The organism is Microbacterium californiense (assembly GCF_047246625.1).
Classification (GTDB): Bacteria; Actinomycetota; Actinomycetes; order Actinomycetales; family Microbacteriaceae; genus Microbacterium.
The window spans coordinates 966,770-983,489 of sequence record NZ_JBFOKQ010000001.1 but is presented as its reverse complement, the minus strand read 5'-3'; the positions used below and the strand labels follow the sequence as shown (position 1 = coordinate 983,489).

Below are 16,720 nucleotides of genomic sequence, written 5' to 3'. Positions count from 1 at the left end.
ACGATGACCGCGCTGATCCCCGTCGAGACCGACGATCCGGCTCCGCTGGGGCTGGCCCTGCGTCGGGCGCTCGAAGGGGGTCCGGCCCTCGGCTTCGGGATGCTCGCGGACGTGCCCGAGCGGGTGCCGACGGGCACCGCGGTCGTGATCGCGACCTCGGGGTCGAGCGGTATCCCGAAGCGGGTAGCCCTGAGCGCCGAGGCGCTGCGGTCGAGCGCCGAGGCGACGGCCGCCCGGATCGGCGCCGGTCGCTGGCTGCTGGCGCTGCCGACCGGGTACGTCGCGGGGCTGCAGGTGCTGGTGCGTTCGATCCTCGCGCGCACCGAGCCCGTCGCGCTCGCCGGCCGGTTCTCACCGGAGGCCTTCGCCCACGCCTCGCTCTCGATGGTGCGCCACGGGAACGAGGCCCTGTACACGTCGCTGGTCCCGGCTCAGGTCGCGACTCTCCTCGACGCCGCGGACGACGTGGCCGTGGGCGCCGCCCTGCGGGCGTACCGCGCCATCCTCGTCGGAGGGCAGGCGCTCCCGGAGCCTCTGCGCGAGCGCGCCGGAGACCTCGGGGTGCGGCTCGTCCGCACGTACGGCTCCACCGAGACGAGCGGCGGATGCGTGTACGACGGCGTGCCGCTCGAGACGGTCTCCGTGCGCGCGTTCGACGGCGAGCTGCGCATCGCGGGTCCGATGCTCGCCGACGGCTACCTCGGCGACGAGACGCTGACCTCACGGGTGTTCCTGCGCGACGAGCACGGCATCCGCTGGTACCGCACGGGCGACCTCGGGCTCGTCGACGACGACGGCGTCGTGCGCGTGCACGGACGCGCCGACAACGTGATCGTCTCGGGCGGCATCAACATCTCGCTCGACCGGGTCGAGAGGATCGTCCGCGGCATCCCCGGGCTCCATCAGGCGGTCGTGGTGGGGGTCGACGACGAACGCTGGGGCGAGGCGTCGGTGATCGTGGCGCCGCGCGGCGAGGTGCTGCGGCGCAGCGAGTCCGAGCAGTTGGCGCAGGCGAGGGATGCCGTCGCCGAGGCGCTGGGCCGGCACGCGCGCCCCGCCCGGCTCGTGCTGGTCGACGAGATGGCGACCCTGGCCTCGGGCAAGCCCGATCGCGACGCCGTCCGGCGCGCCGTGGCCGACCTGGACTGACGGCCGCCGCGGAAAGCCGCGGTCGCGGCGATGTCACACTGGGGCATGGCCACCTACACGCACGGGCATCACGAGTCCGTCCTCCGCTCCCACAGCGTCCGCGACATCGCCAATTCCGCCGCGTACCTGCGACCCCACCTGCACTCCGAGACCCGCCTGCTCGACGTCGGCGCGGGCCCGGGGAGCATCACCGTGGACTTCGCCGGGGTCGTCGCGCACGTCACCGCGACCGAGATCGACGACGATGCGCTCGCTCTCTCGCGCGGACTGGCGGCCGACCGCGGGGTCGCCAACATCACCTTCTCGGTCGAGGACGTGCACGACCTGAGCTTCGACGACGGCGCCTTCGACGTCGTGCACGCCCACCAGGTGCTGCAGCACGTGAGCGACCCCGTGCAGGCGCTGCGGGAGATGCGTCGGGTGACGGCGCCGGGCGGTGTCGTCGCCGCGCGCGACGCCGACTACGCCGGCTTCCTCTGGTTCCCGATGCTGCCCGAGCTCGACGCCTGGCTGCGGCTCTACCGCGAGGCGGCGCGCGGGAACGGCGGCGAGCCGGACGCCGGCCGGCGCCTGCTCTCGTGGGCGCGCGCCGCCGGGTTCGACGACGTCACGGCGACGGCCTCGACCTGGTGCTATGCGACGCCCGAGGACCGCTCATGGTGGGGCGGCATGTGGGCGGACCGCATCCTGGAATCGGCGCTGGCGCGGCAGCTCGTCGACAGCGGTCTTGCATCGACGGCCGAGCTGCGCGCGATCAGTGAGGCGTGGCGGCGGTGGGCGGATGCCGGGGACGGCTGGTTCCTCGTGCCGCACGGAGAGATCGTCTGCCGCGCCTGAAACCCTCGCGGGCGGGATACATCCGCAGACGGACGCGGGGCGCTGCGCCGCTCGCGTACCGTGAAGGGGTGTTCCGCCGCATCTCCCGCACCTGGCTCGTCCTCGACATCGTCGGTGCGGTGATCGGATTCAGCCTCACCGCGGGCGTGCCCCTGGTGCCGGGGTCCTCCGGGCTGAGCGCCTGGATCGTCGACGGTCCGTGGTCGACGTCCGCGTACGTACTGGTCGGCGTCGTCATCTGGGGCGCGGCGGCGATCGCGCGCCTCTCGCCCGCCCTCGCGCTGGGCGTCGCGTGGGTCGGTGCGGTGCTGCAGATGTCGGCCGGACTGCCACCGGTGCCCTTCGACGCCGGCATCCTGGTGGTCCTGTTCGCCACCGCCGCCTGGGGCAGCACCCGGCTCGCCTGGATCGGCGGCGCCTCGGCCCTCGGCGGCGGCCTGATCGGCGGCGCGTACTTCGGCGTCACCTGGTCGGGCGAGCTCGTCACCGATGCGGCCAGCGCCCTGCGCGCCGCGCTCACCTCCGCGCTCCTGGGCGCGCTGTTCGTGCTCGCGATGGTGATGTCGTGGGGAGCCGGGCTCCTGTGGCGGGTGGTCCTGCAGAGCCGGGCGACGCAGGCCGCGCGGAGGCAGGCGGAGGTCCTCGCCGCGGAGGAGCAGGAACGGGTCCGCATCGCGCGCGACATGCACGACGTGGTGGCGCACTCCCTCGCGGTCGTCATCGCCCAGGCCGACGGCGCCCGCTATGCGGCGGCCTCGCGACCCGAGACGGCGACGGAGGCGCTGGGCACGATCGCGCAGACCGCGCGCGCCGCGCTGTCGGACGTGCGGATGCTGCTGACCCAGCTGCGCCATCGACAGGGCGACGGTCCGCAGCCCACGCTCGCCGATCTCGAGACGCTGTTCGCCCAGGTCCGGCAGGCGGGGGTGGAGCCGCGCATCACCGTCGACCCCATGCCGCCGGGCGAGCCGCCCGGGGCGATTCAACTCGCCGTCTACCGCATCCTGCAGGAGGCCCTGACGAACGCCATCCGGCACGGCGACGGCGCCGTCGCCGTGCACCTGGGATGGCATCCCGATCGGGTGGAAATCGAGATCCGCAACGCCGTCGTCGGCGACGGGTCGGCGCCCGTGCTCGGAGAGGCCGGGCACGGTCTCATCGGCATGCGGGAGCGCGCGCAGCTGGTGGGCGGCGGGTTCGCGGCCGAGCGCGTCGGGGGAGAGTTCGTCGTGCGGGCGACCCTCCCGATCGGCGGTGCCGCATGATCCGGGTGGTGCTGGTCGACGACCAGGCGCTCTTCCGTGCGGGTGTGCGGATGCTGGTCGCCTCGCAGCCCGATCTCGAGGTCGTGGGGGAGGCGGGAGACGGCCGCGAGGCGCTCCGCGTGGTCGAGGAGACCCGACCCGACGTCGTGCTGATGGACATCCGGATGCCGGTCATGGACGGTCTCGCCGCCACCGCCGAGATCCTGACGCGCCCCGAGCCGCCCCGGGTGGTGATGCTCACGACGTTCGACCTCGACGAGGCCGCGGCCCGCGCCATCCGGCAGGGGGCCAGCGGGTTCCTGCTGAAGGACGCCGACCCCGAGTTCCTGCTCGCGGCGATCCGCACCGTGCACGCGGGGTCGAGCGTGATCGCGGCCTCCGCCACCCGCGATCTCTTCGCGCACTTCGCCGAGGCGCCCCGCCCGGTGCCGCCGTCGTTCCGGGCCCTCACCGAGAGGGAGCGGGAGATCTTCGCACTCGCGGCGCGGGGACTCTCGAACGCCGAGATCGCCGCCCGGGAGTTCCTCAGCGAGGCGACGGTCAAGACGCACATCAGCAGGATCCTCACCAAGCTCGCGTTGCGCGACCGGGTGCAGCTCGTGGTGTTCGCCTTCGAGCACGGCCTCGCGTAGCCGCGGCTCGACCGCATCACGGGGGAGGGCGGATCATCCGGGGGATGTAGCCGGATGCTCCTGTCGGGCGACGCGGCCTCCGGCGCCCTCTCCGTAGCGTCGGAGACATGGAGATCACGACCACCGACCTGGGACTCGCCGCCCGGGTGCAGCACTTGACGAAGACCTACGGCACCGGAGAGGGGCAGGTGCGTGCGCTCGACGGCGTCAGCGTCGGCATCCGCCGCGGTCAGTTCACCGCCATCATGGGCCCGTCCGGCTCGGGCAAGTCGACGCTCATGCACATCATGGCCGGGCTCGACGCCCCGACCGAGGGTCGAGCGTTCATCGGCGACACCGAGATCACCGGGCTGGGCGACCTCGATCTGACGATCCTCCGGCGGCGGCGGGTGGGCTTCATCTTCCAGGCCTTCAACCTGGTGCCCACGCTCGATGCCCTCGGCAACATCCTGCTGCCGTTCGAACTCGACGGCCGGCGGCCCAGCGCGCTCGAGCGGGCCCGGATCGACGGGCTGATCGAGACGCTGGGGCTCGGTCCGCGGTTGCGGCACCGGCCGCACCAGCTGTCGGGCGGGCAGCAGCAGCGCGTCGCGATCGCCCGCGCGCTGGCCACGGCGCCCGACCTCGTCTTCGCCGACGAGCCGACCGGCAACCTCGACTCGCGCACCGGGCGCGAGGTGCTCCAGCTGCTGGCGAGCGCGAGCCGCGAGCACGGCCAGTCCATCGCGATGGTGACCCACGATGCGATCGCCGCGAGCCATGCGGACCGCGTGCTGTTCCTCGGCGACGGGCGGATCGTCGCCGACCACCCGAAGCAGACCGCCGAGGAGATCTCGGCGTACATGCTCGCCGCCGAGGTGGCCTCGTGACCGCCGTGACGACGGTGGTGCCGCAGACGTCGGCCACCGGTCCCCGCTTCGCCTGGCTGCGTGATCGGGGCATGGGGGCCAGCATCCTGGTGGCCGGCCTGTCGGCAGCGTTCGGCGTGCTGCTCGTCGAGGTGACGGCGTACATCGGGGCCGTCCTCCAGGCGGATCCGTTCATCGGCGACAGCGGCACGCTCGCCGTCGTGGTGACGATCCTCTCGGTGCTGCTCACCGCCGTCGCGATGTACGTCGCGGCGATCGTGACGGCGAACACGTTCTCCACGATCGTCGCGGGCCGCACCCGGCAGATCGCCCTGCTCCGGCTGATCGGTGCGACGGCGCGGTCGCAGCGCGCGGAGGTCGGCACGCAGGGACTGGTCGTGGGGCTCCTCGGCGTCGGGCTCGGCGTGCTGTGCGGGGTGCTGCTGTCGGCCGTCGGGGTGCAGGTCGGGTCGATGCTCCTCGCCAACCCCCCGTCGGAGTACTCGCTCGTCCAGCCGTTCGTCGCCCTTCCCGCGATCGGCGTCGTGCTCACGACCTGGCTGGCGGCGTGGGCCGGTTCGCGCCGCGTGCTCGCGGTCACCCCGCTGCAGGCCATCGGGGGGTCGGTCGAGCGCACGCACGAGGAGACCGCCGGGCGACGGACGCGACACGTCGGCGCGTGGGTACTGCTCTTCTCGGGGAGCGCTCTGCTCGCGGGGGGAGTGCTGCTCGGCCTGCTCACCCCGCTCGGGGTGGTCATCGCCTTCGTCGGCGGTATCCTCTCGTTCACCGGTCTCGCGCTCGGGTCGGTGCTGTTCATGCCGCCGGTGCTCCGGCTCGTCGGCCGGCTCTTCGGTCGCAGCGCCACGGCGCGCCTCGCGGCGGAGAACGCGCTGCGCTACCCGGAGCGCTCGTCCCGCATGGCCATCGGGGTCGTGATGGGCGTGACGCTCGTCACCATGTTCGCCGTGGCCCTCGAGTCGGCCAAGCGGCTGATGATGAGCCAGACGACCGAAGAGGTGCCCGCGGAGTTCTTCGCGCCGTTCGACGCCTTCGCGGCGATCATGATGGTGCTCGTCGCCGTCTCCGCCGTCATCGCGGCGGTCGGCCTCGTGAACCTGCTGACCATCGGGGTGGTGCAGCGGCGGCGCGAGCTGGGGCTGCTGCGCTCGATCGGCCTCTCGAACCGGCAGGTGCGCGGCATGGTGCTGCTCGAGGCGACGCACATCACGGTCGCCGCGACGCTCACCGGTCTCGTGCTCGGCATCGCCTACGGCTGGATCGCCGCGCAGTCCCTGCTGGGTTCGGTGCCGACGCTGCCCGATTTCGCCCCGGCGGGCCTCGTGCCGCCGCAGGTGCCCTGGCTCCCGGTGGCCGTCATCGTCGTGGCGACGGCGGTGCTGACCCTCGTGGCGGCGGCGACGCCGACGCGGCTCGCGACCCGCGTCGCCCCCGTCGAGGCGCTCGCCGCCGACTGACGCCGTCCGGGTCCGCCGTTCCGGGAGCGGCGGACCTCCGGGCTCTAGGCTGGACGGATGCCGACCGCCTTCGATCAGTCCACCTACCAGGTCCGCCTCGACTGGGGTCTGCCGGGCCTGGAGCGGCTCGCCTCCTCCGACGTGGTCGTCGTCGTCGACGTGCTGCACTTCTCCACGCGACTGGCGGATGCCGTCGAGACCGGGACCGAGGCGGGGCTCTCCGCCGAGGAGGTGCACGAGGCGAGCGCCGTCGCGGCCGCGGCGGCCAGCCGAGGGGCCACGGTGCTGGTCGGCGGCATCCGCAACGCCGCCGCCGTCGCCCGCGCGGTGCAGCAGATCCAGGAGCGGCGCCAGGCGCGCACATCGGTCGCCGTCATCGCGGTGGGGCAGACGGATGCCGCGGCGGGCGTGCGCTTCGCCGTCGAGGACCAGCTCGGGGCGGGGGCCGTCGTGGCGGCCCTGACGGAGCGCGGCATCGACCACACCGCGCCCGAGGCCGCCGTCGCGGCCGAGGGTTTCCACGCCCTTCGTCGTGCGCTCGGGCACCTCGTCTCGGCGAGCGGCTCCGGCCGGGACTCGGCCGATGCGGAGGCCGCGGCTCGCGCCGCCCAGCTCGACGCCGTCGACGCGGTGCCCCTGCTCCGCGACGGCCGCTTCGTCGCCTTCGCCTGACCCCGGACCCGGCACCCCCGGCACCGCCGAGCCACCCCCTTGAGGACGAGCCACCCCCGTGCGTGCGGGATGCAACGGGGTGGCTCGGCCTGAGAGGGGTGGTTCGGCGGGCACGATCTGCCGGGATCTGCCGGGATTGCGGATGCGGGGCGGCACGCGCGCGGGTCCGCGCTGCATCGCGGCACGCGCGTAGGGTCGGCACATGAGGTACCTTCCCGCCATCGTCGTCGACGCCGTGCTGGTCCTGCTCTTCGCGGTCATCGGCCGCGCCTCGCATCAGGAGGGCCCCGCGGGCTTCCTCCTCACCGCGTGGCCGTTCCTCGTGGCCCTGCTCGTCGGCCACGCGCTCGCCGCCCTGCTCACCCGGCGGCCGCACCGCCCCTGGTCCCTGATCTGGGGGCTCATCGTGTGGCTCGTGACGGTGACCGGCGGCATCCTCCTCCGTCTCGCGACCGGCGATACCGCGCAGGTGCCGTTCATCCTCGTCGCCACCCTCACGCTCGGGGCGCTGCTCCTCGGCTGGCGCGGCATCGCCGCGGTGCTCAGACGGCGACGCGCGGCGTCCCCTCCGGCGCCGTTCGCCGACGATGCGGACGGCGACGCCTCGGCGGCGCCCGGGGCCGCACCGGCCGATCCGCACCTCACCGCCGACCCGCACCGCACCGCCGACCCGCACCGCACCGCGGCTCACGGCGACGCGGCCTATGACGACGCGGCTCATGACGACCGTGCTCCCGACCGGCTGCGTGACGACGAGCCGCCGGCCGTCGACGATCCGGGCCGCGCGCGCTGAGTCACAGCGGGCGCCGCCGCCGCGTCACCGCGGAGACTGCGCGGCGAGCTTCGCGTCGGCGGTGATCTCCCGGCGCGTCCACGCGAACAGATGCCGCGCGTCGAAGGTGCGCGAGCACTTCGCGCACGAGGTGGGCCGCGTGGGCCGCCGATGCCGGAAGGTCTCGTGACCGGCGGGGCACCGCCCGATCCACGGAGCGAGCTCGACCGCGGTCTCGCCGCGGTGCGTGGTGCCGCCGACGTACCCGATCTCGCGCGCCACGCGCTTCCACGCCGGGCCGTGCGCAGCCCCGTGGCCCGCGAGGGCATGGGCCACCTCGTGCAGCAGCACCTGATGGATCTCGTCGTCGTCGAAGCGCGCCGCGAGGTACCGCGAGACGGTGATGCGCTGACGCGTGTAGTCGCACTGGCCGGCGCGCCGCTTAGCGTGATCGAACCCGAAGGACCAGCCGTCGTCGAGATGCAACGCGATCAGCGCTTCGCCCCAGATGCGCACACGATCGAGATCCGCCATGCGCTCAGGCTAAGGCATGCCGCCGACACCGCGGCGCGTCGGGTGCCGCGATCAGCCGGCGACGAGCTGCGTGGTGCGGCGCCGCTCGGTGGCGTCGATCGCCAGCAGCGTGATCTCGAGCTCGCGGTCCTCCGCACCCGCCTCCCGGCGGAGGAACAGCGACCGCTTGAAGCTCTCCCGCGCGGTCTCGAAGTCGCCCGCGTCGTAGGCGTTGCGGCCGTGGTGCTGGTGGGCGAAGGCGGCGATGGTGATCCACCCCTGCCCCTCCGCCTCCTCGGCGCACGCGGCGAGCTCCTGCTCGGCGGCGGCGTGCGCGCCGCGGTACTGCAGGATCGTCGCGTGCAGCACGCGGGCACGCAGCACGTCCTTGCGCGTCCCGGCCATGCGCGCCTGGCGCACCGTCGTCTCGGCCAGCGCGAGCGCCTCGTCGAGCCGGTCGAGGACCTTCAGCAGCCATACGCGTTCCAGCAGAGCCGGAAGACTGCGCTGCTCGGCGATCTCCTCGAGTCGTGCCGCGCACTCGGCGAGGTCGACCAGCTCGCGGAGGTCGTCCCGGTCGTAACCCCGGATGTAACCCATTGCTCTCCTTCCGCAGCGTCCCCTGACAGTCTGCCCGGGCACCTCGAAGCGGAGGGGTCGGCGCGCCCGCGAACCCGCATCCCGATGTCCGAGCGGCCGGATCCGGCTCGTCGGGATGCGGCGACTGACCCCTCAGCGCAGGAACAGCGACGCGTCGGGCCGCGGCGAGGCGACGGCATCCGCGTCCGTGACGACCCGCGCGCCCTGCACGAACGTCTGCACCTCGGCGCCCTGCGCGATCTTCGCGGGGTGGGGGCCGGCGGCCAGCATGCGCGGCAGCCACTCGGTCGGCAGGGGAGCGGCGGATGCCGCGATCACCAGGTTTCCGAAGCGCCGGCCCTTGAGCACCTGGGTGTCGGCGAGGACGGCGACCTGCGACAGCACCTCCTGGATCGTGGCGACCTGGCGTCGCGCGAAGGCGAGCCCGGGGCCGTCCGCCACGTTGATGAGGAGGACGCCGGAGGGGGCGAGCAGGGTGGAGACCTCGCGGTAGAACTCGACGCTGGTCAGATGAGCGGGGGTCTGGGCGCCCGAGTACACGTCGGAGACCACCAGATCGCAGTGGCCGGTGAGCGCATCCGGCAGGCGCTCCACGCCCTGCCGCGCATCGCCGATGCGGATGCGGATCGGGGCGCCTTGGCGCAGCGGCAGATGCTCGCGGACGAGCTTCGCGAGCGGCGCCTCCCATTCGATGACCTGCTGACGCGATCCGGGGCGGGTGGCGTCGATGTAGCGGGGGATCGTCAGCGCGCCCGCGCCCAGATGGACGGCCGTGAGCGGCCCCTCGGGCAGCTGGTCGATGACGGCGCCCATGCGGACGATGTACTCGAAGTGCAGGTGCGTCGGGTCGTCCAGGTCGACGTGCGACTGCGGGGTGCCGTCCACGATCAGCTCGAACCCGGAGGTGAACTCGGAGGGGACGATGGTGGCGACGCCGCCGTGGTCCAGTGCGACCCGCGGATGCTCGGTGTCACGTGCGCGCGTGCGTCCCATGCCAGCGAGCCTACGCGCCCTCGCGCTCAGTTCTGGCGGCCGTTCGCGCAGGTCTCCTGGTCGGCCGTCTGCCCCGAGATGCTCGAGTCCAGGGTGGCGCGCGGGGCCGGGGCGTCCGTCGCCGGGGCATCGGTGGACGGGGCCCCGGTGGCGGGGGTCTCGGTCGTCTCCTCGGTCCCGGGCGTCGGCTCGCTCACCTCGACGCCGCCGTTGTTGGTGACGTCGCCGGTGAGCTGCACGGGCTGACCGGCCTGCAGGGCGGCCCAGATCGTGGCGGCGGCCTCGGTGTTCGGCACGACGGTCCGGTCCGGCGCGTCGGGATCGGGGAACACCGGGTACTGGAGGAAGGCGAACTCCGAGAAGGGCACGTCCTTGACCGAGATCGCCAGCTGGGCGAGCCGGATCGGGTTTCCGAGCTCGTCGCTCGGATCGATGTTGTCGGCGATCGTGTTCGCGAGGCTCAGCACCTTGCCCGGGTCGCTGAGCACTTCGTCGCTCATCATCTTCTTCACCAGGCGGGACATGTACTGCTGCTGGTTCGAGATGCGGGCCAGGTCGCTCTCGTCTCCGACGCCGTGGCGGGTGCGTATGAACTGCAGGGCCTCGAGCCCCGAGACGGTGCGCATGCCCGGGGGCCAGTCGATGCCGGTGTGCTCGTCGCGGATGCCCTCGCCGGCGATGCACACGTCCACCCCGCCGATGGCGTCCGTCACGTCCATGACGCCGTCGAAGTCGATCTTGGCGGCGAACGGGATGGGGACGTCGGTGAGGTTCGTGACGGTCTTCGCGACGCACGACAGCCCCGCGTGCTCGAAGACGGTGTTGATCGACGCCTTCGCCAGGGGAGAGGCGACGGAACCGTCCTCGCGGGTGCACTCGGGCACCTCGACCTGCAGGTCCCGCGGGAACGACACGACCGTGACGTTGCGCGGCTCGGCGGAGACGTGCACCAGCAGGTTGACGTCGTTGAGCACCGCCCCGTCCGCATCCGCGCAGCGGTCTCCGAGGAGCCCGGTCGACACCTCGCCGCACTCGTCGGTGCCGACCACGAGGACGCTGAACTCGCCGGGGTAGGCGTCGATGGTGGGTGGTTCGACCTCGGGGGCGTCTTCCAGCGTCACGGCATCCTGGTTCACGCGATTCGTGAGGTCGATCACCAGGAAGGCGGCCACCGCGACGGCGGACACCGCCAGGACGCCGAGCACGATCCCGGCGATCTTGAGGAAGCCCTTCACCGGTCCCGGCGTGTGCTGGGGTGCATGGCGGGCGACGGTCGGGCGGTCCTTGTCACGGGCGCGGGGCATCCGGAGAGCATAGCCACGACCCCGGTCGGAACGCTGGGAAGAGTCTCCGGAAACGATTGTCACAACCCTGTGACGATCCCGTGAGAAACTTGCAGGCAATTAGTTAGTCGTGAATACTTATTCGACGGGGCGAGACCTGCTCGCCCTCCCAGGACGTTTCAAAGAGGAGATCCACTGATGCACAAGCGCATTCTTTCGGTCGTGGCGCTGGGCGCCGTGGCCACGCTGGGGCTCGCCGGCTGCGCCGGCGGCGGGGACAGCGGCAGCGGAGCCGCCGACGGAGAGGGCCAGGAGCTCACCGTCTGGATCATGAAGGGCACCAACCCCGACTCGACCGCCTTCTACGACAAGGTGTCGGAGGCTTTCGAGGAGGAGACCGGCGCCCAGGTCACGATCGAGGAGATCCAGTGGGCCGACGCCCATGACCGTTTCGTGACGTCGATCGCGGGCGGCACGACCCCCGACATCGCCGAGACCGGCACCACCTGGACCGCCGAGTTCGCCGATGCCGGCGCGCTCCTCCCGCTCGACGAGTACGTCGACGCCGAGGACGGCCTGCGTGACGACCTCGTCGAGGGCCTGTCCGTGGCCGGAACGTACGAGGACGAGCTGTACGGCATGCCGTGGTATGCCGGTGTTCGCTCGATCGTGTACCGCACCGACGTGTTCGAGGAGCTCGGACTCGAGGCGCCGAAGACGTGGGACGACATCGTCGCCGCCGGCGACGCCATTAAGGCCGCCAAGCCCGACATGCTGCCCTTCCCCGTTCCCGGTGACGCCGAGTTCCAGGTCTACCCCTGGGTCTGGGGCGCCGGCGGCGAGGTCGCCACGAAGGACGGCGACACCTGGACCAGCGAGCTCGACAGCCCCGAGTCGCAGGCCGGCATCGAGTTCTACACCGGGCTCGCCACCGAGCACGGCTTCTCGTCGGCCGGTGCGACCACGTGGAAGGAGACGGACCTCCGTGACGCGTTCACGCAGGGCAACGTCGCCATGATGCTCTCCGGCTCCTGGACCCCGAAGTCGCTCGTCGAGGCGAACCCCGAGCTCGAGGGCAAGATCGGCGCGGCGGTCATCCCCGGCGAAGACGGCGGCATCGCGCCCTCCGTCCTCGGCGGCTCGCACCTCTCGGTCTTCAACACCACGAAGAACCCGGAGCTCGCGTGGGAGTTCGTGAAGCTCATGACCACCGGTGAGTTCGCCGAGCAGTGGTCCGACGAGACCGGCTACTTCCCGGGCGTGCAGTCGGCGATGGAGGAGGCCCTGGCCTCGACCGACCCGCTGGTGGCGCCGTTCGCCGAGCAGATGGTCGACGGCGGAGCATCCGTCCCGGTCACGCCGAACTTCGGAGCCGTCCAGGCGAAGAAGACCACCAACGCCATGATCCAAGCCATCCTCAGCGGGCAGAAGGACGTCGCGACCGCGACGAAGGACGCCGCCGCCGAGATGACCGACCTGCTCAACCAGTAAGGAAGCATCACCTCCATGTCGATGGTGCAAGCGCCACTGCCGGTCACGGATGCAGAGCCCCGCTCCGCCTCCGTGGCCGGCGGCCGGCCGCGTCGCGGTCTCTCGATCGTCGCGGCCCGCCCCTGGCTCCTCCTCGCGCCCGGGCTGATCATCCTCGCGGTGCTCATGCTCTGGCCGCTCGTCCAGGTGTTCATCTACTCGCTGCAGGACTACGGTCTGCGCGAGATCAACACCGGGGAGAGCAACTGGATCGGGCTCGACAACTACGCCGAGGCGCTCACCAACCCGACCCTCTGGACGGTCGTCCTCCCCAACACGGTCGGCTTCGCCGCCGTCGCGGTGTTCGTCACGGTCGCGGTCGGCACGCTCGTCGCGCTGCTGCTGGCGCGGCTGGGAACCGTCTGGCGCACCATCGTCTCCAGCTGCATCATGGTCGCGTGGGCGATGCCCGCCGTGACCGGCACGTACGTCTGGACCTTCATCTTCGATGCCGACCGCGGCATCTTCAACACGGTCCTGAAGGACCTCGGGCTGATCGACGGCTCGGTCAACTGGTTCACCAACCAGTGGTCGTTCTACGCGATCGTGCTCCTGAACGTCGTCCACCACGGCTTCCCGTTCGTGGCGATCACCGTCCTCGCCGGACTCCTGGGCGTCTCGAAGGAGATGCTCGAGGCCGCAGCCCTGGACGGCGCGGGCGCGTGGCGCCGCTTCTGGAAGATCATCTTCCCGACCCTCAAGCCCGTGTTCTCGGTGGTCATCATCCTGTCGACCATCTGGGACTTCAAGGTCTTCGCCCAGGTGTACCTGATGCCGGGCGGTGGCGGCGGCAACCGTCAGGTGCTCAACCTCGGCGTCTGGTCGTACGTGGAGTCGTTCGGTCAGAACCGCTACGGCTTCGGCGCCGCCCTGGCCGTGCTGCTCACGCTCGTGCTGATCGGCATCACGATCGTCTACATCCGGTCGCTCATGAAGGAGGACGAGCTGTGAACCCCCGTCCCAGGCTCCGCTCGCGCATCGGCGTCGGGATCGGCGTCGCCGCCGTCCTGATCTTCACGCTGTTCCCCGTCTACTGGATGATCTCCAGCGCGCTCGACAAGAAGGCCTCCTCCGGCGGGCAGTCGCTGCTGCCGCAGGAGTTCAGCTTCGACAACTTCGCCTTCGTGCTCACGGAGGGCGGCTTCGGCACGTACCTGCGAAACTCCGCGATCGTCGCCCTCGTGACGGTGCTGGTCAGCGCGCTCGTGTGCCTGCTCGCCGCGGTCGCGGTGGCCCGGTTCCGCTTCACGTTCCGCACGACGATCCTCATGATGATCCTCGTGGTGCAGATGGTGCCGCTCGAGGCGCTCGTGATCCCGCTGTTCCTGCAGGTCAAGAGCCTCGGTCTGCTCAACAGCATCATCGGCCTGATGGTCGTCTACGTCGCGCTCTCGCTCGCCTTCGGCATCTGGATGCTGCGCGGCTTCGTCGCCGCGGTGCCCGTCGAGCTCGAGGAGGCCGCGTACATCGACGGCGCGAGCTGGTGGCGCATGTTCCGCTCGATTCTGCTGCCCCTGGTGATGCCGGGCCTGGTCGCGACGAGCATCTTCAGCTTCATCACGGCCTGGAACGAGTTCATCTTCGCCATGACCATCCTCGGTGCCGAGACCGAGCAGTACACGGTCTCCATCGGGCTGAAGTCCTTCTTCGGTCTGTACGCCAACGACTGGGGCAGCATCATGGCCGCGTCGACCATCATCACGATCCCCGTCATGATCTTCTTCGTGATCGTGCAGCGCCGGCTGTCCGCCGGCATGGTCGCGGGAGCCGTGAAGGGATGACCGACGAGCTCGAGCGCCTGGCGAACGGGGTGCTGTGGCCGGGATTCCTCGGCACGTCGGCACCGGAGTGGCTGCGCGCCGAGCTGCGCGACGGCCTCGCCGGCGTCGTGTACTTCGGTCAGAACGTCGGCGAGGGGCTCGGCGCGCTGAGCGCGGAGATCCTCGCGGCCAACCCCTCTGCCCTGATCGGCGTCGACGAGGAGGGTGGCAGCGTCACCCGGCTCGAGTCGGCGACGGGCTCCACCCTGCCCGGTGCGGCGCAGCTCGGACGGCTCGACGACCTGGTCGCCACCGAGCGCACCGGCACGGAGCTCGCCCGCCGCGTCCGCGCGGTCGGCGCGAACGTCGTGCTCGGGCCCGTGGCCGATGTGAACACCGATCCGCGCAACCCCGTGATCGGCGTGCGCTCCTTCGGCGCCGACGAGCAGCTCGTCGCGCGCCACGTCGTCGCCGAGGTCGACGGCATCCAGGACGCCGCGGTCGCTGCCTGCATCAAGCACTTCCCGGGCCACGGCGACACGCATCTGGACTCGCACCACGCGCTCCCGGTGATCGCCCTCGACGTCGAGGAGTACGAGCGCGTGCACCTGGCGCCCTTCCGGGCGGCGGTCGAGGCGGGTGTCGACACGGTCATGACCGCGCACATCGTCGTCCCCGCCTGGGGCGAGGCGCCCGCGACACTGAATCCGCGGGTGCTCGGGATGCTGCGGAGCTGGGGCTTCGACGGCGTGATCATCACCGACGCCCTCGACATGGCGGCGATCCGCGAGACCGTCGGCCTCGGCGGGGGAGCGGCCCGAGCCCTCGCTGCGGGCGCCGATCTGCTGTGCATAGGCAATCCGACCAATCCCGGAGCGGATGCCGCGTCGGATCAGGACGAGCGCGACTTCCGGGCCGCGCGCGACGGCATCGTCGCCGCGCTGCGCGACGGGTCCCTCGCGCGGGAGCGCGTCGAGGAGGCTGCGGCCCGCGTCGCCGCGCTGGCCGAGAAGCTGCGCCGTGCCGCGGCGTCGCTGCCCGCTGAGCAGGATCAGCACTACGACCCTGCCGACATCGTGCGCCGGTCCCTCTCCGCCTCGGCGGCACTGCCGACGGCATCCGCCCTCTCCGTCATCGATGCGCGGCGCCGGTCGACGCTCGCCGTCGACAGTGCGGCGGCCTATGTCGCGGGTGCGCTGGCGGGCGACGGCCGACGCGTGCGGCTCGACGTCGCCGCCACGACCGTCGAGGAGCAGGACCACGTGCTGCACGAGGCCGTCTCCGCCGAGGCGACGACCGTGGTGCTCGTCGACCGGCCCGACACGGATGCCGCGCAGCGGGGTCTCGTCGAGCGTCTGGCCGAGCGCGACGCCGGAGCCGTCGTGGTGAACGTGGGGCTCGCGACACGTTCGCCCCTGCCGCTGCCCACGATCGAGGTGGGGGCCGCCAGCAGGCTCGGCGCGCAGGCGGCGAGGGAACGCCTGGTCGGCGCCGCCGGCTGAGGCGTGGAGGCAGCCCCGTGGACGACGACGTTCTCGCGCTGGTCCGCCGCTCGGCTCCCAAGCTGAGCGCCGCGGAGACCCGGGTCGCAGAGAAGATCCTCGACGACCCGATGCTCGTCGTCGACCTGGCGATCACGGATCTCGCGGCGCTGTGCGGCACCTCGCTGTCCACGGTCGCGCGGTTTGCGCAGGCACTGGGGTTGAGCGGCTACCGCGAACTGCGCACGGCCGTCACCCGCACGCTCTCGCGCGCCCAGGGTCAGCAGGCGCGCTTCGGTCTCGAATCGACGACGATCGCCGCGGACGACGGACCGGCGACCATCGCCGCCAAGCTCGCGGCGCAGCAGATCGACGCGATCGAGAGGACGGCGCTCAGCCTGGACGCGGCGGCGCTCGACCGCGTCGCTCGCGCCGTCGTCGATGCCCGGCACATCGACCTCTTCGGGCAGGCCGCCTCCTCGCTCGCGGCGCAGGACCTCCAGCTCAAGCTCCTGCGCATCGGCTTCGCCGTGTCGCACTCGGCGGACCCGCATCTGGCCGTCACGGCGGCGTCGCTGCGGACGGCGGGCGATGTGGCCATCGCCTTCTCCCACGGCGGGGAGACCGCCGAGGCCGTCCGCGCGCTCGAGGTGGCGCGGGATGCCGGTGCCCTCGCCGTCGCCGTGACCGGATCCCGGGACTCCGTGCTCGCCCGCACGGCGGAGGTCGTGCTTCTCACGCACGCCTCCGAGTCCCCGTTCCGGATGGCCGCGATGGGGAGCCGCATCGCTCAGCTCGCCCTCGTCGACGTGCTGTTCATGCGGGTGGTGCAGCACCGGGGCGAGCCGGTGTCGATACCGCTCCAGCTGACGCACGAGGCTGCGACACGCCGCCGTCGCTGACCCCC

At 72.1% G+C, this 16,720-nt stretch carries 17 protein-coding genes; 13 read left to right on the top strand and 4 right to left on the bottom strand.

Translation table 11 applies throughout. From position 1 onward, the window contains the following. The first annotated feature begins 3 nt into the window (after positions 1-3). The 8 genes from AB3M82_RS04685 (at position 4) to AB3M82_RS04650 (ending at position 7,674) form a co-directional block, all read left to right on the top strand. Positions 4-1,149, top strand: a complete 1,146-nt coding sequence (locus tag AB3M82_RS04685) for an AMP-binding protein (protein ID WP_412955879.1) — start codon at positions 4-6, stop codon at positions 1,147-1,149. Positions 1,150-1,194: 45 nt separating this feature from the next. After that, positions 1,195-1,986, top strand: coding sequence for a class I SAM-dependent methyltransferase (locus tag AB3M82_RS04680; RefSeq protein WP_412955878.1), 792 nt, complete (start codon positions 1,195-1,197; stop codon positions 1,984-1,986). A gap of 68 nt (positions 1,987-2,054) precedes the next feature. Continuing rightward, entirely contained in the window at positions 2,055-3,251 is a 1,197-nt protein-coding gene (locus tag AB3M82_RS04675; protein WP_412955877.1) for a sensor histidine kinase, read from the top strand. Continuing rightward, entirely contained in the window at positions 3,248-3,883 is a 636-nt protein-coding gene (locus AB3M82_RS04670; protein WP_412955875.1) for a response regulator, read from the top strand. Before AB3M82_RS04675 ends, AB3M82_RS04670 begins: the two co-directional genes overlap by 4 nt. A gap of 107 nt (positions 3,884-3,990) precedes the next feature. Continuing rightward, entirely contained in the window at positions 3,991-4,752 is a 762-nt protein-coding gene (locus AB3M82_RS04665; RefSeq protein ID WP_412955874.1) for an ABC transporter ATP-binding protein, read from the top strand. Continuing rightward, positions 4,749-6,209 (top strand): ABC transporter permease, encoded by a 1,461-nt coding sequence (locus tag AB3M82_RS04660; protein WP_412955872.1) that lies wholly within the window; start codon positions 4,749-4,751, stop codon positions 6,207-6,209. Before AB3M82_RS04665 ends, AB3M82_RS04660 begins: the two co-directional genes overlap by 4 nt. 57 nt (positions 6,210-6,266) lie before the next feature. Next, complete coding sequence (locus tag AB3M82_RS04655) at positions 6,267-6,881, top strand: 2-phosphosulfolactate phosphatase (protein WP_412955870.1); 615 nt, start codon at positions 6,267-6,269, stop codon at positions 6,879-6,881. Positions 6,882-7,083: 202 nt separating this feature from the next. Next, positions 7,084-7,674 carry a DUF3054 domain-containing protein gene (locus AB3M82_RS04650; protein ID WP_412955869.1) on the top strand — a complete coding sequence of 197 codons (591 nt, stop codon included), beginning with the start codon at positions 7,084-7,086 and terminating at the stop codon, positions 7,672-7,674. A gap of 24 nt (positions 7,675-7,698) precedes the next feature. On the opposite strand, the gene AB3M82_RS04645 is transcribed toward AB3M82_RS04650, so the two are convergent. The 4 genes from AB3M82_RS04645 to AB3M82_RS04630 all read right to left on the bottom strand — a co-directional run bounded on the left by AB3M82_RS04645 (position 7,699) and on the right by AB3M82_RS04630 (position 11,063). Then, positions 7,699-8,187, bottom strand: coding sequence for a SprT-like domain-containing protein (locus AB3M82_RS04645; protein WP_412955867.1), 489 nt, complete (start codon positions 8,185-8,187; stop codon positions 7,699-7,701). Between the two features lie 51 nt (positions 8,188-8,238). Next, a complete protein-coding gene (locus AB3M82_RS04640) occupies positions 8,239-8,766 on the bottom strand; it encodes a hypothetical protein (RefSeq protein WP_412955865.1) in 528 nt (175 codons plus the stop codon). 132 nt (positions 8,767-8,898) lie between these two features. Next, on the bottom strand, positions 8,899-9,759 hold the full coding sequence (locus AB3M82_RS04635; RefSeq protein WP_412955864.1) for a spermidine synthase: 861 nt from the start codon (positions 9,757-9,759) through the stop codon (positions 8,899-8,901). Between the two features lie 26 nt (positions 9,760-9,785). Next, positions 9,786-11,063, bottom strand: coding sequence for an LCP family protein (locus tag AB3M82_RS04630; protein WP_412955863.1), 1,278 nt, complete (start codon positions 11,061-11,063; stop codon positions 9,786-9,788). 177 nt (positions 11,064-11,240) lie between these two features. On the opposite strand from AB3M82_RS04630, the gene AB3M82_RS04625 reads away from it, so the two are divergent. Genes AB3M82_RS04625 through AB3M82_RS04605 form a run of 5 tightly spaced genes read left to right on the top strand, consistent with a single transcriptional unit; the run spans position 11,241 to position 16,715 of the window. After that, positions 11,241-12,533, top strand: a complete 1,293-nt coding sequence (locus tag AB3M82_RS04625) for a sugar ABC transporter substrate-binding protein (protein ID WP_412955862.1) — start codon at positions 11,241-11,243, stop codon at positions 12,531-12,533. 15 nt (positions 12,534-12,548) lie between these two features. Beyond that, positions 12,549-13,523, top strand: coding sequence for a carbohydrate ABC transporter permease (locus AB3M82_RS04620; RefSeq protein ID WP_412955861.1), 975 nt, complete (start codon positions 12,549-12,551; stop codon positions 13,521-13,523). Continuing rightward, positions 13,520-14,353: a carbohydrate ABC transporter permease gene (locus AB3M82_RS04615; RefSeq protein WP_412955859.1), complete on the top strand. Its 834-nt coding sequence runs from the start codon at positions 13,520-13,522 to the stop codon at positions 14,351-14,353. The genes AB3M82_RS04620 and AB3M82_RS04615 overlap by 4 nt, the downstream gene beginning before the upstream one ends. Further along, positions 14,350-15,834 carry a glycoside hydrolase family 3 N-terminal domain-containing protein gene (locus AB3M82_RS04610; protein ID WP_412955858.1) on the top strand — a complete coding sequence of 495 codons (1,485 nt, stop codon included), beginning with the start codon at positions 14,350-14,352 and terminating at the stop codon, positions 15,832-15,834. The genes AB3M82_RS04615 and AB3M82_RS04610 overlap by 4 nt, the downstream gene beginning before the upstream one ends. A gap of 17 nt (positions 15,835-15,851) precedes the next feature. Next, a complete protein-coding gene (locus tag AB3M82_RS04605) occupies positions 15,852-16,715 on the top strand; it encodes a MurR/RpiR family transcriptional regulator (protein ID WP_412955857.1) in 864 nt (287 codons plus the stop codon). Positions 16,716-16,720: the final 5 nt, after the last annotated feature.

Coding starts and splice junctions, on each gene's coding strand:
- AB3M82_RS04685 (WP_412955879.1), top strand. CDS start 4: ATGACCGCGCTGATCCCCGTCGAGACCGACGATCCGGCTCCGCTGGGG.
- AB3M82_RS04680 (WP_412955878.1), top strand. CDS start 1,195: ATGGCCACCTACACGCACGGGCATCACGAGTCCGTCCTCCGCTCCCAC.
- AB3M82_RS04670 (WP_412955875.1), top strand. CDS start 3,248: ATGATCCGGGTGGTGCTGGTCGACGACCAGGCGCTCTTCCGTGCGGGT.
- AB3M82_RS04665 (WP_412955874.1), top strand. CDS start 3,991: ATGGAGATCACGACCACCGACCTGGGACTCGCCGCCCGGGTGCAGCAC.
- AB3M82_RS04655 (WP_412955870.1), top strand. CDS start 6,267: ATGCCGACCGCCTTCGATCAGTCCACCTACCAGGTCCGCCTCGACTGG.
- AB3M82_RS04650 (WP_412955869.1), top strand. CDS start 7,084: ATGAGGTACCTTCCCGCCATCGTCGTCGACGCCGTGCTGGTCCTGCTC.
- AB3M82_RS04645 (WP_412955867.1), bottom strand. CDS start 8,187: ATGGCGGATCTCGATCGTGTGCGCATCTGGGGCGAAGCGCTGATCGCG.
- AB3M82_RS04640 (WP_412955865.1), bottom strand. CDS start 8,766: ATGGGTTACATCCGGGGTTACGACCGGGACGACCTCCGCGAGCTGGTC.
- AB3M82_RS04635 (WP_412955864.1), bottom strand. CDS start 9,759: ATGGGACGCACGCGCGCACGTGACACCGAGCATCCGCGGGTCGCACTG.
- AB3M82_RS04630 (WP_412955863.1), bottom strand. CDS start 11,063: ATGCCCCGCGCCCGTGACAAGGACCGCCCGACCGTCGCCCGCCATGCA.
- AB3M82_RS04625 (WP_412955862.1), top strand. CDS start 11,241: ATGCACAAGCGCATTCTTTCGGTCGTGGCGCTGGGCGCCGTGGCCACG.
- AB3M82_RS04620 (WP_412955861.1), top strand. CDS start 12,549: ATGTCGATGGTGCAAGCGCCACTGCCGGTCACGGATGCAGAGCCCCGC.
- AB3M82_RS04610 (WP_412955858.1), top strand. CDS start 14,350: ATGACCGACGAGCTCGAGCGCCTGGCGAACGGGGTGCTGTGGCCGGGA.